Origin of the sequence: Nonomuraea jabiensis (assembly GCF_014204795.1) — a bacterium.
Classification (GTDB): Bacteria; Actinomycetota; Actinomycetes; order Streptosporangiales; family Streptosporangiaceae; genus Nonomuraea; species Nonomuraea jabiensis.
In genome coordinates this window covers 12997003-13012379 of sequence record NZ_JACHMB010000001.1, presented here as the reverse complement: position 1 = coordinate 13012379, position 15377 = coordinate 12997003, and the positions used below count along the sequence as shown (strand labels likewise).

Sequence of the window (15377 nt, the reverse complement as noted above, 5' to 3'; positions counted from 1 at the left end):
CCGCCGGCGGATCGCTACCGGAGGTGGAAGAAGAAGAACGTCATGCGCGCCACCCTAGAGCCCGCCCGCCGCCGCGAGCCACTGGTTTTCCGATTGACGTAAGTGGTTGCTTTCACAAAAGATGGGCTTATGAGCGTCCTGGACTTCGATCTGTCGGATCGCGACTTCTGGGCCCGGCCCATGAGCGAGCGCGAGGCGGCGTTCGAGCGGCTGCGCGCGCTGGAGGCCCCTGCCTTCTTCCAGGAGATGGAGATCGACTTCGCGCCCAGGGGCCCCGGCTACCACGCCCTGGTCAAGCACGCCGACATCCTCGAGGCCAGCCGCAACCCCGAGGTCTTCTCCTCCGGCGACGGCGGCGCGACGAACATCCCCGACATGCCCGCCGAGTTCGCCGAGTACTTCGGCTCGATGATCAACATGGACGACCCGCGCCACGCCAGGCTGCGCAGGATCGTCTCGCGCGCGTTCACGCCCAAGATGATCAAGCAGTTCGAGGCGGACGTGGAGGCGGCGGCCGCCGGCATCGTGGACGACCTGCTGGCGAAGGGCCCGGGCTGCGACTTCGTCACCGAGGTCGCCGCGCGCCTCCCGCTGAAGATCATCTGCGACATGATGGGCATCCCCGAGCGGGACTACCAGTTCGTCTTCGAGCACTCGAACGTCATCCTCGGCGGCTTCGACCCTGAATACGGCGGCGCCGACCTCAACCAGCTCGCCGAGCGCCTGCTCACCGCCGGCATGGAGCTGCAGCAGCTCGTGCAGGACCTCGCCGCCCACCGCGCCGAAAACCCCACGGACGACCTGACGTCGTCCCTGGTCAACGCCAACATCGACGGCGAGCGGCTGACGATGCAGGAGCTGGGGTCGTTCTTCATCCTGCTGGTGGTGGCGGGCAACGAGACCACCAGGAACGCCATCTCGTACGGGCTGCGCCTGCTCACCAACCACCCCGATCAGCGCGCGCTCTGGCTGGAGGACATCGACGGGCACGCGCCCGGCGCCGTGGAGGAGATCGTCCGGCTGGCCTCCCCCGTTAACTTCATGCGCCGCAAGGTCACCAGGGACCACGAGATGAACGGGCACCTCTACCGCAAGGGCGAGAAGGCGGTCCTGTTCTACTGGTCGGCGAACAGGGACGAGAGCGTGTTCGCCGACCCGCACCGCTTCGACATCACCCGGCAGCCCAACCCGCACGTCGGCTTCGGCGGGCCCGGCCCCCACTTCTGCCTGGGCGCGCACCTGGCCAGGCGGGAGATCACGGTGATGTTCCGCGAGCTGCTGCGCCGCGTGCCGCGGATCGAGGGCGGCAGGCCCGACCGGCTGCACTCCATGTTCATCAACGGGATCAAGCACATGGAGTGCGACTTCTGATCAGCCCTGGGCGCCGATCCGCAGCTGGTTCATGACCGTGCGGACGTCGGGCATGAGCTGCTGCCTGCTCTCCGCCGGGATCGACATGTAGACGATGGCCGGCAGGTTGCCGCCGGTGTTGATGGCCATCGTCACGATCGTGGCCTTCTCCGTCTCCGACGTCAGGGAGTACGCGATCAGCCGTCCCGTGTTGTCGCCCACCTTGATCGGCTGCTGAGCGATCTTGCGGACGCTGTTGCCGGTGGGGAAGAAGCGCTTGCGCGCGTCCAGCACCACCTGCTTGATGACCGGCTCCAGGTTGTCCTTCTCGTAGTACGAGGCCAGCTTCTGCGGCAGCGGACCGGACATGAGCTGGGCGCTCTTGTCCTGCGTGATCGGGACGTACTGGCGGGTGTCGTAGTTGTAGGTGGCCTTGACGGTGGTGCGCGTGTCCAGCCGCCAGGTGCCGCCCAGGCGCGGGAGCGAGATCCCGGCGGCGGCGTCGGGCACCCTGCCGATGACCGGGGCGGCCTTGCCCGGGTACTTCGGCAGCGCGCCGATCGTGGTCGAGGACCGCGTGGTGCTCGGCTTCGGCGCGGTCGTGGGCTTCTCGGCCACGGCGTTGGAGGTCGCCGGGTCGTCGCTGGCCAGCGGGCCGGCGAGGAAAGCCCACAGCAGCGCCGCGACCAGCGCGATCGCCACGGAGCCGCCGAGCGCGTAGATCCAGATGGGCTTGCCCTGGCTCTCCTCCTCCAGGGAGTCCTGGTCGTCCATGGCCTGGTAGTTGTCGCCGAAGACGGTGTTCCAGAGCTCCTGCTGGCGCTCCGGCGGAGGCGTGCGGGAGCCGCTGATCTGGCCTGCGGTCACGAACGGGCGGTCGGGGTCCGAGGGGTCGCGGTTCAGGTTCGAACCGGGGCGCGGGGCGTCGGTGTCCTCGGCGGGGGGCGTGGCGCTGATGTTCGATGAGTCCATGTCGGGGGAGGGGGCGGCGCGGTCGTTGAGCAGGTTCTCGGTGTGCTGGGCGTACGTCATCGTCCGCTCTTCGGAGGGGTGCGCCTGCCGGGGTGGGGCGTGCGCGCCCTGCGGAAGGTCGTCGACCTGGTACATCGCCGTCGCCTGCTCCGGGGAGTCGGCCCTGTCCCGCTCGGCGGGGGGCCAGGGGGCGGGGGAGGAGAGGTTCGACCAGGAGTCGGAGGACGGGACGGGCGGCAGCTCCCACGCCGGGATCGGGTCCGGCACCGGGCGGTCCTCGCCCCGCGAGCCGAACTCAGAGCCGCCCCGTGCCGGCGCCTCGGGCCAGGAGGTCGGCCCGGCGCTGCCCTGCTGAGGCCCGTCAGACCACGAGGACGGCCCGCCGGGGAGCGGCCCGCCCGGGAGCGGTGAGGGTCCGCCGGGGAGCGGCAGATCGGACCGGGTGGACCGCCCGCTCTGCGGTGCGGCGTCCGGCCACGAGGACGGGCCGTTCTGCGGGGAGTCGGACCAGGAGGAAGGCCCGTTCGGCGACGTGGAGTCGGACCACGAGGAGGAGCCGTTCTGCGGCGCGGCGTCGGGCCAGGCGGTCGGCGCGCTCTGCGAGGACGCCTCCGGCCAGGAGGACGGGCCGGCGCTCTGCGGAGGCGAGTCGGGCCACGAGGACGGGCCCGCCGCGCTCGGGGGCGGCACGTCCGGCCAGGAGGAGGAAGGACCGGAGGCGCCCTGCGGGGCGGGCTCGGGCCAGGAGGGGCCGGTGGCGTCGCGGGCCGGCGGGGCCGGCCAGGAGGGTCCGGTGGCGCCCTGGGGCGGCAGGTCCGGCCACGACTGAGGGCCCCCGGCCTCGGAGCGGCCGGCATCGGAACGGCCGGCATCGGAACGGGCGGCCTCGGAACGGGCGGGCTCGGGGCGGGCGCGGCGCGGCGGCTCCGGCCAGGAGTCGTCCGTGCGCGGCGGCTCGGGCCACGCCGGGTCCTGCTGAGCGGACCTCGGGGCCTCGGGCCAGGACATGGGGACCTCCGTTGCGGGGGAGCCGGGCGCGTCGCGGCGCGGTGCGTCTGGCCAGGACGGTGGCAGGTGTGGTCCGGAATTCTCCGTTGCCATTGCTGCCGGCCCTCCCAGGGATCTGTCCGGATAGCCCGTTATATCCGGATTTGACGTACCAGGCATGATCTCATGGGATTTTCCAGGAGATACAGGTGGTTCCGCAGCGAAACGAGCGAAGCCATGCGGATCCGTCGGCGGGTCCTGCATGGGCAGGCCGACCTCCGGTCGCTCGGGCTCAGCTGGGTACACCACGGTGACAAGGGTATTCATAGGGGACGAATGAGGTCACAACGGATACATCACCATCAGGTCTCGCTGGACCTGAAGGGTCCATTGTGCCGGTGGACCTCGATCGAGTATCTGCATTCAGCCGAAGACGTGCGCTAGGCTTGACACATGCGTTCCGCGACCCTGCTTCTTAGCGGGCCGCGACGGCCCTGAAGATTCTCGCCGTCGCGGCTACCCCTCGTTGTGTGCACGGGGGGTTTTCTTATGGGGTCCGAATCAAGCCAGAAGGACAGTAGCCGTGAGTGAGTACGATCCGCAGGCGCTGCAGGCCAAGTGGCAGCAGCGATGGGAGGAGCAGGAACCCTACCGGGCGAGCGAAGACCCCGCTGACCCGCGCGAGCGCCGCTACATGCTCGACATGTTCCCCTACCCCTCCGGCGACCTGCACATGGGCCACGCCGAGGCCTTCGGGCTGGGTGACGTGGTCGCTCGTTACTGGTACCAGAAGGGTTACAACGTCCTGCACCCGATCGGGTGGGACTCCTTCGGCCTGCCGGCGGAGAACGCCGCGATCAAGCGGAACGCCCACCCGGCCGAGTGGACCTACGCCAACATCGAGACGCAGGTCACCTCCTTCAAGCGCTACGCGCTGTCCTTCGACTGGTCGCGCCGCCTGCACACCAGCGACCCCGACTACTACCGGTGGAACCAGTGGCTGTTCAACCGGTTCTTCGAGCGCGGCCTGGCCTACCGCAAGGGCGGCCTGGTCAACTGGTGCCCCAACGACCAGACCGTGCTGGCCAACGAGCAGGTCGTGGCCGGCAAGTGCGAGCGCTGCGGCGCCGACGTCGTCCGCCGCGAGCTGACGCAGTGGTACTTCAAGATCACTGACTATGCTCAGCGCCTGCTGGACGACATGGACCAGCTGCAGGAGGGCTGGTCCGAGCGGCTGCTGACCATGCAGCGCAACTGGATCGGCCGCTCCGAGGGCGCCGACGTGCTGTTCGAGATCGAGGGCCGCGAGGAGCCGGTCCACGTCTACACCACGCGGCCCGACACCCTGTTCGGCGCCACGTTCTTCGTGGTCGCCGTGGACGCCAAGCTGGCCGACGAGATCGTCACCGACGCGCAGCGCGCCGAGTTCGAGGCCTACCGCGCCGAGGTCGCCAAGCTGAGCGACATCGAGCGGCTGTCCACCGACAAGGAGAAGACCGGCGTCTTCCTGGGCCGCTACGCGGTCAACCCGGTCAACGGCGAGCGCATCCCGGTCTGGGCGGCCGACTACGTGCTGTCCGACTACGGCCACGGCGCCATCATGGCGGTGCCCGCCCACGACCAGCGCGACCTGGACTTCGCGCTGAAGTTCGGGCTGCCGGTGAAGGTCGTCGTGCACACCGGCCTGGCCGACCCGGGCGAGACCGGCGAGGCCACGCCCGGCGAGGGCACGCTGGTCAACTCCGGGCCGCTCGACGGCCTGACCAAGACCGAGGCCATCTCCAAGATCATCGAGATCCTGGAGCGCGAGGGCAAGGGCACGGGGGCAGTCAACTACCGGCTGCGCGACTGGCTGCTGTCCCGCCAGCGGTTCTGGGGCACGCCGATCCCGATCATCCACTGCGGCGACTGCGGCGAGGTGCCCGTCCCCGACGAGCAGCTGCCGGTCACGCTGCCCGACATGCGCGGCGAGGCACTGGCCCCCAAGGGCGTCTCCCCGCTGGCCAGCGCCACCGAGTGGGTCAACGTCGAGTGCCCCAAGTGCGGCGGCGCGGCCAAGCGCGACACCGACACGATGGACACGTTCGTCGACTCGTCGTGGTACTACCTGCGTTACTGCTCGCCCGGCTACACCGACGGCCCGTTCGACGTCGAGCAGGTGCGCAAGTGGGGCCCGATCGACCAGTACGTCGGCGGCATCGAGCACGCGGTGCTGCACCTGCTCTACTCGCGGTTCTTCACCAAGGTCCTGCACGACATGGGCATGGTCGACTTCACCGAGCCGTTCCGGCGCATGCTGAACCAGGGCCAGGTGATCAACGGCGGCAAGGCCATGTCCAAGTCCCTGGGCAACGGTGTCGACCTGGGGCAGCAGATCGACGACTTCGGCGTCGACGCCGTGCGCCTGACCATGGTCTTCGCCGGGCCGCCCGAGGACGACATCGACTGGGCCGACGTCTCGCCGGCCGCGTCGCTGAAGTTCCTGGCCCGCGCGCTGCGCGTGATGTCCGAGGTGGACAGCGCGCCCGGCGTGGCGTTCGAGGGCGGCGACCTGGAGCTGCGCAAGGTCACCCACCGCACGATCGACGAGGTCACCAAGCTGATCGAGTCCTACCGCTTCAACGTGGCGGTGGCGCGCATGATGGAGCTGACCTCGGCCACGCGCAAGGCCATCGACTCCGGCCCCGGCGCGGGCGACCCGGCGGTGCGCGAGGCCGCGGAGACGCTGGCGATCATGCTGTCGCTGGTGGCCCCGTACACCGCCGAGGAGGGCTGGGAGCGGCTGGGCCGCACCGGCGCCGTCGCCTTCGCCGGGTGGCCCGTGGCCGAGCCCGAGCTGCTGGTGCAGGAGTCGGTCACCTGCGTGGTGCAGGTGGCGGGCAAGGTGCGCGACCGGCTGGAGGTCTCGCCGGACATCACCGAGGACGAGCTGCGGCGGCTGGCGCTGGCCTCGGAGAAGGTCGCCCCCTACCTGACCAACTCGCCCCGCAAGGTGATCGTCCGGGCCCCCAAGCTGGTCAACATCGTCCCGTAAGCGCGGTCAGAGGTCCCGCAGGGCCGGCAGCAGCTCCTTCTCCGCCCAGTCGAAGAACGGCTGCTGCTGGTCGTGCCCGATCTGGACGAGCGCGACGTGGGTGTACCCGGCGTCGGCGAACTGCCTGACGCCCTGCACGACCGCGTCCACGTCGTTCCCGCAGGGCACGCTCTCGGCCACGTCCTCGGGCCGTACGGTGCCGGTCGCGGCGGCGAAGTTCGCCGGACCGGGCAGCTCTGCCATGACCTTCCAGCCGCCGGCGGCCGCCCAGCGCCACAGGTGGTGTGCCCGCTGCTTGGCGGCCTCGGGATCGGTGTCGTACGCGATGGGCAGCTGCCCGTACACGGGCCTGCCCTGCCCGCCCGCGGCGTTGAACTGCCTGACCACGTCCGGCATCGGCTCGTTGACCACCAGCACGTCGCCGTACTCGGCCGCTATCTCCGCGGACTGGCCGCCCGAGGCGGCGATGGCGAGCGGGACCGGTTTCTCCGGCAGGTCGTAGAGCTTGGCCGAGTCCACGTCGTAGAACTCGCCCTGGTACGTGACGTAGTCGCCGCCGAACAGCAGCTTGATGATCTCGATCGCCTCGGCGAACATCCGGTGCCGGGTGTCCACGGGCGGCCAGCCCTCGCCGATGACGTGCTCGTTCAGGTTCTCGCCCGACCCGAGGCCGAGCGTGAACCTGCCCTCGCTCAGCACGCCCATGGTCGCCGCCTTCTGGGCCACCACGGCCGGGTGGTAGCGCATGATGGGGCAGGTCACGTACGTCATGAGCGGCAGGCGCCGGGTGACCTGGGCCGCCGCGCCGAGCACCGACCAGCAGTAGGGCGAGTGCCCCATCTCCTCGATCCACGGGAAGTAGTGATCGGAGATGACCGCGTAGTCGAAGCCGACTCGCTCGGCCACCGCGGCGTAATCGACCAGCTCCCGCGCGGGGGTCTGTTCGGACATCAAGGTGTAGCCGATTTGTACCATATGGTGCCGCGTACCCGGGTTTGTCGGTCTTAGTCGGCGGCCTGGAGTTCCTCGACCACCAGCCCTATGCCGATGCCGAGCAGCCAGATGTCCTTGACGAGCCCGATGCCCTGCTCGGACGGGCGCAGGCTGCGCTCCTGCCGCATCCCCGGCGTCCTGAGATACAGGCCGAGCAGCCCCGCCGCGAACCCCGTCAGAGCGGCCCCCGCCAGCAGCGACGGCACGACGGGCACGAGCAGGGCGGTTCCGAGCGCGATCTCGCTCCTGGAGAGCAGCTTGGTGAAGGCCACCGGGTCCATGTCACGCAGGAACGGGTACGTGTTCGCGGCCATGCCGTGCAGGCCCGCCGCGGTCTGCTCGTCGGCGTGGACCTTGCTGAGGCCGGAGTTGAGGATGACGGCCGCGGCCGCCAGGCGGGACGGGAGCTGGTGTGGACGCGCGCAAAACTTCATAGCTCCCCCTCTTCCCGGCATTTCACGCACATCCCCTACTTGACAGTTCGCGGGACGTGGCGGGCCCGTTCGGGGGAGAATTCTTGGGCTGACCTTGGCATCTGGCACTAATGTGCACATGTGACAAACGGCGCATACCTCAGATACCCGCATATCCACGGTGACATGGTCACCTTCGTCGCTGACGACGATGTCTGGCTGGCTCCCCTGTCCGGAGGCAGGGCATGGCGGTTCACCGCCGACCGCGTACCGGTGTCGCACCCGAGATTCTCGCCCGACGGCACGCGCATCGCGTGGACGAGCGGCAAGGAGGGCGCGCCGGAGGTGTTCGCGGCCGGGATCGACGGCCCCGAGGGCGAGCGGCTGACCTACTGGGGTAGCGCCACGACCGGCGTACGCGGCTGGACGCGCGAGGGCGACGTGCTGGCGATCACCGCGGCCGGGCAGAGCGAGCGGGGCCGGAACTGGGCGTACGCGGTGCCGCTCGACGGCGGCCCCGCCACGCGCCTGCCGTACGGGTGGGTCAGCGACGTGGCCGTCAGCGGCGCGCGGGTGGCCACCGTGTCGGCGATGTGGCGCGAGCCGTCGCAGTGGAAGCGGTACCGGGGCGGCACGGCCGGCAAGATCTGGGTCGACACCCAGGGCGAGGGGGAGTTCGTCCGCCTGTTCGCCGACAGCACCGCGCAGTACTGGGCGGTCAACTGGGTGGGGGACCGGCTCGTCTTCCTGTCCGACGTCGACGGCGTCGGCAACGTCTACTCGGCCCTGCCCGACGGGTCCGACCTGCGCCGGCACAGCAATCATGAGGAGTTCTACGCCCGCCACGCCGTCGGCGACGGGGAGCGGGTCATCTACAGCCACGCCGGGGACCTGTGGCTGCTGGAGAGCCTGGACGCGGAGCCGTACCGGCTGGAGGTGACGCTGGGCGGGCCGCGGCCGGGGCGGGCCAAGCGCCCGGCGCCGCTGCGGGTCGGCGACTTCTCGCCGGACGCGGGCGGGCGGGCCAGCGCCGTGGAGATCCGCGGCACCGCCCACTGGGTGACCCACCGCGACGGGCCGGCGGGCGTGCTGCGGGCAGAGCCGGGCGTCCGGGTACGGCTGCCGCGGGTGCTCGACGCGGACGGCCGGGCCGTCTGGGTGTCGGACGCCGGCGGCGAGGACGGGCTGGAGATCGGCACGCCGGGCGGCGAGATCAGGACGCTGGCCACCGGGGAGCTCGGACGGGTGCTCGAACTGGCGGTCTCGCCCGACGGCAAGCACGTGGCGGTCGCCACGCATGACGGCCGGCTGCTGATCGTCGACGTCGAGTCCGGAAATATCCGGCAGCTCGACCGGACCACGCAGGGAGACGTCAGCGGGCTCACGTTCTCGCCCGACTCGGGGTGGCTGGCCTGGGTGCACCCGCACCACGAGCCGCTGTCGCAGATCAAGATGGGGCGGGTCGACGGGACGTCGGTGATCGACGTGACGTCGATACGGTTCTCCGACTTCGACCCGGTGTTCACCAAGGACGGGAAGCATCTGGCATTCCTGTCGGTGCGGACCTTCGACCCGGTGTACGACGCGCACGTCTTCGACATGTCATTCCATGGCGGGTGCAAGCCGTACATCGTGCCCCTCCAGGCCACCACGCCGTCGCCGTTCGACCCCTCCCTGCAGGGACGCGGGTTCAACGGCGAGGACGACAAGCCCGCCAAGGACGACAAGAAGGACGACGCCGCGCCGCGTACCGAGGTCGATCCCGACGGGCTCCCCTCGCGCGTGGTGCCGGTGCCGGTGCCCGCGGGCCGCTACGGCAACCTGCGTACCGCCAAGGACGCCCTGCTCTGGCTGCGCCACCCCCTCGCGGGGCAGCTCGGCGACGGCACCGAGCCGGTCACCGAGATCGTCCTCGAACGCTACGACCTCAAGAAGCGCGCCAAGGCCGAGCTGGGCAAGGAAGTGCGTTCGTTCGAGGTCAGCGGCGACGGCGGCAGGCTCGTCACCAACGGCAAGAACGGCCTGCAGACCCGCGCCGCCACCGAGGGCGACGAGGTCGTCTCCATCGACCTGGACCGGATCGCCGTGGAGATCGACCCGATCGCCGAGTGGCGGCAGGGCTTCCGCGAGGCCGGCCGCCTCATGCGCGACCACTTCTGGCGCGAGGACATGAACGGCGTCGACTGGCAGGGCGTGCTCGACCGCTACGAGCCGCTGGTGGAGCGCATCGGCGCCCACTCCGAGCTGATCGACCTGCTCTGGGAGACGCAGGGCGAGCTGGGCACCTCCCACGCGTACGCGAGCCCCAACGGCGCCGGCGTCGACCCGCGCCGCCGCCAGGGACTCCTCGGCGCGGACCTCGCCAGGGACGACGAGGGCGTGTGGCGGGTCGTACGCATCCTGCCCGGCGAGTCCTCCGACCACGACGCGCGCTCCCCGCTGCTCGCGCCCGGGGTGGCCGTCCGTCCCGGTGACGCGATCATCGCGGTCGGCGGGCGTCCCGTGGATCCGGTACGCGGTCCGCTGGCCCTCCTGGCGGGCACCGCCGGCCAGCCCACCGAGCTGACCGTACGGCCGGCCGCCGGCGGGGACACCCGCCGCGTCGTGGTCACCCCGATCGCGGAGGACACCCGGCTGCGCTACCACGACTGGGTGGAGAGCCGCCGCGCCCGCGTCCGGGAGGCCTCCGGCGGCAGGCTCGGATACCTGCACGTGCCCGACATGGTGGCGACGGGGTGGGCGCAGTTCCACCGCGACCTGCGTACCGAGATGGCCTTCGACGGGCTGGTCGTGGACGTGCGCGAGAACAGCGGCGGTCACCTGTCGGAGCTCGTGCTGGAGAAGCTCTCCCGCAAGGTCACGGGGTGGGCGCGGGCCCGCGGCTACGAGCCGATGCGCTACCCGGAGGACTCGCCCCGGGGGCCGATCGTGACGATCACCGACGAGTTCGCGGGCTCGGACGGTGACATCGTCAGCGCCGGGATCAAGATCCGCGGCATCGGCCCGCTGGTGGGGACGCGGACCTGGGGTGGGGTGATCGGGATCGACTCCCGGTACTCGCTGGTCGACGGGACGCGGGTCACGCAGCCCCGGTACTCGTTCTGGCTCGAAGGGCACGGGTGGGGCGTGGAGAACTACGGGGTGGAGCCGGACATCGAGGTGGTGATCACGCCGCAGGACCGGGTGGCGGGGCGGGACCCGCAGCTGGAGAAGGCGATCGAGCTGGCGCTGGCCGCCCTCGACGAACACCCGCCCGCCACGCCTCCGGACCTGCCGCCGCTCCAGTAACTCCCCGTTGCACCACCCACCCCCCACTCACCTCCTCACCCACCGCCCCGACCGGCACCTGGCCGCCTGCCTCGCCGTCGGGGCCCACTCACCCGCCTTTCGCTACTCCGACCGCCATCCGGCCAGCGGGCCTCGCCGGCAGGGTCCCTGCCCACTCACCCCCCATATGCCACACTGGCCGCCATCCGGCCAGGGGTCTCGCCGTCGGGGTTCACCCGCCATTCGCCACCTCGACGGTGCTGCGCAAGGCGGGACGGCGGGAGTTCAGCGAACGCCATGACGGGTTCGTCGTTGAGGCCGGGGGCGATGGGGCGCCGTTCCTGGTCGCCTGCACCGACGAGGCCGGGGGTTCCGCGCCGGAGCTCGCGCGGTATCGGGTCGAGCCTGACCCCGGCGATGATCAGGTGCTGCTGGTGCGGGAGGGCTCGTGACCCGGTGGTCCACCGGGTGGGGGTCAGCGGGTACGGCGACGTTGGGGTGCCGTTAAGAGACGTCCCCGCCTATGGCCCCTCAACGTCCCGAGTCAACTGGTCCCTGGAGGGGGCAGGGGCCCCGCCCGTCGTGGGTTCGGATGCGGGATGATATCCGGCATGACAGCATGACGCAGTGCTCATGGACGGCGACCGGTGGGGCTTCGGCGATGGTGGGGCCGGTGGACTACCTCATGCTCACTGCTCCGGGCGAGACACTGGACCGGATGGCCATCGCAGCCGAGGAACCGGATCAGGAGTCGATCGCCCTCATCCGGCAGGCTTTGCACAGTTCAGACGACAACCTGACGCTGGCCGCGATCGAGGCGGCCTGCCTGACCGGCCGGCTCCACTTCCTGGATGAGCTGGTCGCCCTCTACCGCCGGCATTCCGGATCGGAGACCCGTGCAGTGGCCGGTCGGGCAGTGCAGGCGCTGATCGGGAGAAACCCCGAGGGGTTGGAACAGCATCCCGTTAAGCGATAACGCCTGTGTTCCCTGAGTCCTCTCTCACCGTAGTGGCCCCTGTACCAGGGCTGCTTCCCCGGAATTCGCGGGGGTCAGTACTGGCGGAGACCGTTGATCGAGTGATCTGTATTCGCCTGTGCGGGCAGATCCGCGGTCACTTTGTGTGGTCGCCGGCCGGGCTGAAGCGCGCGATCGGCCCGCTCGTGCTGGGCCGCGACGATCTCATCCGTGAGGGTGACGCATTCGCCGCAGCCCTGCACCCCGGGCCCGTGCGCACTTGCCGCCGCCCTCGTCAGCCTTCGCCGTACGCCTCGGCGAACACCGAGAGCGCGACGTCTGGCTGGCAAGCGGCCACGATCCTGATGTCCGGCTGCCCAAGAGCCTCTATGGCGTGCTCACGGCAGGCCGATACGGGCTGGTGACCGAAGTCAGGGTGCCAGAGTTCCACAATCGGCTCCGAGGCGCAGTCGTCGGTCCCGCAGGCGAGGTCCTCGCGGATCACCAGGGACGAATGGCTGTTCATGGCCGCGTACGCGTCAGCAGTCAACGCCGCGAGCAGCCCGTTCGCACGCGCCGCGGTGCTCTCGACAGGCGAGGGAGCACCCACCGCCACCGCATGCGCATCCACTAGCGCCATGTCGAAGACGTCGAGGCGTTGCGCCGGCGATGTCTGCTCGATCTCGTCGAGCCGGTTGCGAAGGGCGGCTAGGTGTGGCGCTTGTTCTGATGTCTCCTCTGATGCCATGAGTACGGCACGGACACACTGCGCGAACTGGTCCCCGCGGCGCTTCCACCAGGTGAGCTTGCGCTGTCGTTCATCACTCAGCCCGGCCAGCCCCGGCCATTTGCGCCGGGCGCCTTGCCTGGTCATCCCGGCCGCTTCCCCGATCGCGGGATAGTCGGCGCCGTACTGTGCCGCCGACAGCGCGGCGGACGCCGCAAGTTGGTCCGCGCTGTCGCGGATCGCCAGCAATGAGGTCAGCGTGGCCAGCCACATCTGCCGCAAGTCCGCGTCCGGCGCATCGGAGCCAGGCCCCGCCTCCGGTTTGAGCTGCAGCATTTCCCGCACCGCCGTCCACGCAAGCTGCTCAACGGCGGTGGTCAAATCGGCGCGTTGCGCGTCGGATATGTCTCGCACGGCGACCCCTTGACAACACTTGTTTACGACACCACCATGATGCGGGCGACAACATCTGTTGTCAACGGCGACCAGAAGGTAGCAACATGAGATTATTGGTCATTGGCGGAACGTCGTTCGTCGGACGCACCATCGTGGGCGACGCCCTCGGCCGGGGACACGAGATCACCACCTTCAACCGCGGGCTGACCGGCAAGGACATCGACGGCGTCGAGGCGCTTCGCGGCGACCGGTCCACAGACGAGGGTGTCCAGATACTCGCCGGGCGGAGCTTCGATGCGGTCATCGACCCGGGCGGCCAGGTGCCGGCGCACGTCCTGCGCACCGCACAGGCAATGGCCGACTCCGCCCCCTTCTACGCGTTCGTCTCGACCACCGGCGTCTACCAGGCCTGGAACACTGCTTCGCTGGACGAGTCGGCCGCGACCTGGCCTGGTGTCCCGGACCAGGACGGCGACCCTGCCGACCTCGAGAAATTGCGCGTTCACAAACGCGGCTGCGAACTGGCGGTCGAGCAGACCTACGGGCTTGACGCCAGCCTGGTCGCGCGCGCCGGGTCGATCGTGGGACCGCACGACAACCTGGGCCAGCTGCCGTGGTGGCTCACCAGAATCGCCGAGGGCGGCCGGGTGATCGCGCCCGGCGACCCAGGGCGCGGCCTGCAACTCATCGACGTGCGTGATCTCTCGACCTTCGTCCTGGACCAGGTCGAGGCGCAGGCAGGCGGCATCCACAATGTCGTCCCGGACGGGCCGAACACCACGATGGGCCGGCTGGTCGGCGACTGTGTGCAGGTAACTGGTTCGGACGCCGATCCTGTGTGGGTGGACGAGGGTTTCCTGCTATCGCAAGGGGTGCTGCCATGGGCCGAGCTTCCCCTGTGGATCCCGGACGTACCGGACACCGCCGGTTTCTGGGCCGTGTCCGGCGCTTCAGCGAAAGCAGCAGGACTGCGCACCCGCCCGTTCGGCGACTCCGTCCGAGACACCTGGCAGTGGCTGCGGTCAGGCGGCGAGGTCCGCACCGCGCCCGGCGCCCCGCCACTCGGCCTCGCCGGCGAGAAGGAGCAGCAGGTGCTGGCCGCATGGGACGCCCGACTGTCCGAAGGCAACTGAGCTCCCCAGTCGGAAGCCGGCCGTCCGGAACGGGCGACGCGAGAACTGCGCCGCCCACCACGGCGAGGAGATCGGCCGGCTGAACGCCGCACCGGTCCGGCTACCTGGCCGAGCTCGCCAAACCGTCGCCGGCCAGCCGCCAGCGCAAGCGCGCCGCGATGCGGAACGGGCAGGCGGGGTCGGCGACGCGGATGATGTCGCCGCCGGCGGCCCTGCTCACCCCGGTCGACCGGCGCGGCCTGGCCCCGCTGTTCTGGCTGCACGTCCGCCCCTACGGCGAGGTGCGCCTTGATCTGAGCGCCCGGTTGAGCATCGGCGATCTCGGCTCGCTCGGTGGTGCATGAGGGCAATCCGTCGCTGGGTTGCTGTTGCGACTGGACCAAGCCTCGCCCAGCAGTCCCCCGCCCGCCATCACCAATAGCGCTCGGATCGCCGCAGTGTGGCGTCTTCCTGCGCGTCGTACCAGCGCTATTGGGGAGTCGCGCCCGGTGTGAGGGCCACGCGCTCGAGCTTGGTCCAGCCCGTCCAGCCTCGCCCCCCTCGTCGGCCATACGCGTGATGTAGGCGGCCAGCTTGTCGGCCAGCTCGATCAGCCGCGGGTGGTCGTCGGCTCGGTCAAGAGCCTGGCCCAGGGTGAGGTAGAAGTCGACCAGCCGCGGATCGTCGAGCTGCTCCCGCTTGCGTGCCATCCACTCAGGGACTCGCTCGGGTGAGTGCGCGGCCAACGGGATCCAGCCGTCACCCTCGACCTGGACGATCCGCTCGTCGACCCCGAGCGCCCGCAGCCGGTCGAGATACTCGACCACTTCCGGGGGCAGGACCAGGCTGTCCACGGAGGCGAGCCGGGCGATTCGCTTGCGGTGCCGCTGCCTCTCCCGGATCTCCGCCTGCAGCCGCCTATCGATGTCCGCGACCGCCGCGGCGACCTCCTCCTCCCCGGCCCGCAGCAGCTCCCGCACCCGCGCCAGCGGAACCCCGGCCTCGGCGAGGGTCCGGATCTTGATCAGTTCGCTCACGGAGCCGGCGTCTTATCTGCGGTAGCCGGAGTGATCCCGGTCGGGCTCCGACAGCAGCCCCTTGGCGTGGTAGTGCCGCACTGCGTGCACCGTCACTCCCGCGTACGACGCCAGCTCGCCGATCGTCAGCATCA

13 protein-coding genes are annotated in these 15377 nt (G+C 70.3%); 8 read left to right on the top strand and 5 right to left on the bottom strand.

Going from position 1 to position 15377, the window contains the following annotated elements:
- The first annotated feature begins 129 nt into the window (after nucleotides 1-129).
- Nucleotides 130-1371: a cytochrome P450 gene (locus HD596_RS59275; protein WP_185078061.1), complete on the top strand. Its 1242-nt coding sequence runs from the start codon at nucleotides 130-132 to the stop codon at nucleotides 1369-1371.
- Here the strand turns inward: HD596_RS59275 and HD596_RS59270 are convergent, their stop codons facing one another.
- Entirely contained in the window at nucleotides 1372-2589 is a 1218-nt protein-coding gene (locus HD596_RS59270) for a hypothetical protein (protein WP_185078060.1), read from the bottom strand.
- A 175-nt stretch (nucleotides 2590-2764) separates the two neighbouring features.
- Between HD596_RS59270 and HD596_RS59265 the strand changes: the two genes are divergently transcribed.
- A complete protein-coding gene (locus HD596_RS59265; RefSeq protein WP_185078059.1) occupies nucleotides 2765-3151 on the top strand; it encodes a hypothetical protein in 387 nt (128 codons plus the stop codon).
- Nucleotides 3152-3892: 741 nt separating this feature from the next.
- Entirely contained in the window at nucleotides 3893-6343 is a 2451-nt protein-coding gene (gene leuS / locus HD596_RS59260) for a leucine--tRNA ligase (protein ID WP_185078058.1), read from the top strand.
- A 6-nt stretch (nucleotides 6344-6349) separates the two neighbouring features.
- On the opposite strand, the gene HD596_RS59255 is transcribed toward leuS, so the two are convergent.
- Entirely contained in the window at nucleotides 6350-7318 is a 969-nt protein-coding gene (locus HD596_RS59255; RefSeq protein ID WP_185078057.1) for a TIGR03557 family F420-dependent LLM class oxidoreductase, read from the bottom strand.
- A 29-nt stretch (nucleotides 7319-7347) separates the two neighbouring features.
- Nucleotides 7348-7770 (bottom strand): hypothetical protein, encoded by a 423-nt coding sequence (locus HD596_RS59250; protein WP_185078056.1) that lies wholly within the window; start codon nucleotides 7768-7770, stop codon nucleotides 7348-7350.
- Between the two features lie 120 nt (nucleotides 7771-7890).
- On the opposite strand from HD596_RS59250, the gene HD596_RS64535 reads away from it, so the two are divergent.
- The 3 genes from HD596_RS64535 (at nucleotide 7891) to HD596_RS59235 (ending at nucleotide 11992) form a co-directional block, all read left to right on the top strand.
- On the top strand, nucleotides 7891-11037 hold the full coding sequence (locus tag HD596_RS64535) for a S41 family peptidase (protein WP_512699279.1): 3147 nt from the start codon (nucleotides 7891-7893) through the stop codon (nucleotides 11035-11037).
- Nucleotides 11038-11273: 236 nt separating this feature from the next.
- On the top strand, nucleotides 11274-11468 hold the full coding sequence (locus tag HD596_RS59240; RefSeq protein WP_185078054.1) for a hypothetical protein: 195 nt from the start codon (nucleotides 11274-11276) through the stop codon (nucleotides 11466-11468).
- A gap of 221 nt (nucleotides 11469-11689) precedes the next feature.
- On the top strand, nucleotides 11690-11992 hold the full coding sequence (locus HD596_RS59235) for a hypothetical protein (protein WP_185078053.1): 303 nt from the start codon (nucleotides 11690-11692) through the stop codon (nucleotides 11990-11992).
- Between the two features lie 274 nt (nucleotides 11993-12266).
- On the opposite strand, the gene HD596_RS59230 is transcribed toward HD596_RS59235, so the two are convergent.
- Nucleotides 12267-13112, bottom strand: coding sequence for a hypothetical protein (locus HD596_RS59230; protein ID WP_185078052.1), 846 nt, complete (start codon nucleotides 13110-13112; stop codon nucleotides 12267-12269).
- An 86-nt stretch (nucleotides 13113-13198) separates the two neighbouring features.
- Here HD596_RS59230 and HD596_RS59225 point away from each other — a divergent pair, with 86 nt between their 5' ends.
- Nucleotides 13199-14227 (top strand): NAD-dependent epimerase/dehydratase family protein, encoded by a 1029-nt coding sequence (locus HD596_RS59225; protein WP_185078051.1) that lies wholly within the window; start codon nucleotides 13199-13201, stop codon nucleotides 14225-14227.
- A 158-nt stretch (nucleotides 14228-14385) separates the two neighbouring features.
- On the top strand, nucleotides 14386-14571 hold the full coding sequence (locus HD596_RS59220; protein WP_185078050.1) for a hypothetical protein: 186 nt from the start codon (nucleotides 14386-14388) through the stop codon (nucleotides 14569-14571).
- Between the two features lie 684 nt (nucleotides 14572-15255).
- On the opposite strand, the gene HD596_RS63430 is transcribed toward HD596_RS59220, so the two are convergent.
- Nucleotides 15256-15375 carry a MerR family DNA-binding transcriptional regulator gene (locus HD596_RS63430; RefSeq protein ID WP_246555533.1) on the bottom strand — a complete coding sequence of 40 codons (120 nt, stop codon included), beginning with the start codon at nucleotides 15373-15375 and terminating at the stop codon, nucleotides 15256-15258.
- Nucleotides 15376-15377 lie beyond the last annotated feature (2 nt).

Excerpts from the sequence above, each read along its gene's own strand:
- HD596_RS59255 (WP_185078057.1), bottom strand. The coding sequence starts at position 7,318 with ATGGTACAAATCGGCTACACCTTGATGTCCGAACAGACCCCCGCGCGG.
- HD596_RS59225 (WP_185078051.1), top strand. The coding sequence starts at position 13,199 with ATGAGATTATTGGTCATTGGCGGAACGTCGTTCGTCGGACGCACCATC.
- HD596_RS59275 (WP_185078061.1), top strand. The coding sequence starts at position 130 with ATGAGCGTCCTGGACTTCGATCTGTCGGATCGCGACTTCTGGGCCCGG.
- HD596_RS59220 (WP_185078050.1), top strand. The coding sequence starts at position 14,386 with ATGCGGAACGGGCAGGCGGGGTCGGCGACGCGGATGATGTCGCCGCCG.
- HD596_RS59250 (WP_185078056.1), bottom strand. The coding sequence starts at position 7,770 with ATGAAGTTTTGCGCGCGTCCACACCAGCTCCCGTCCCGCCTGGCGGCC.
- HD596_RS63430 (WP_246555533.1), bottom strand. The coding sequence starts at position 15,375 with ATGCTGACGATCGGCGAGCTGGCGTCGTACGCGGGAGTGACGGTGCAC.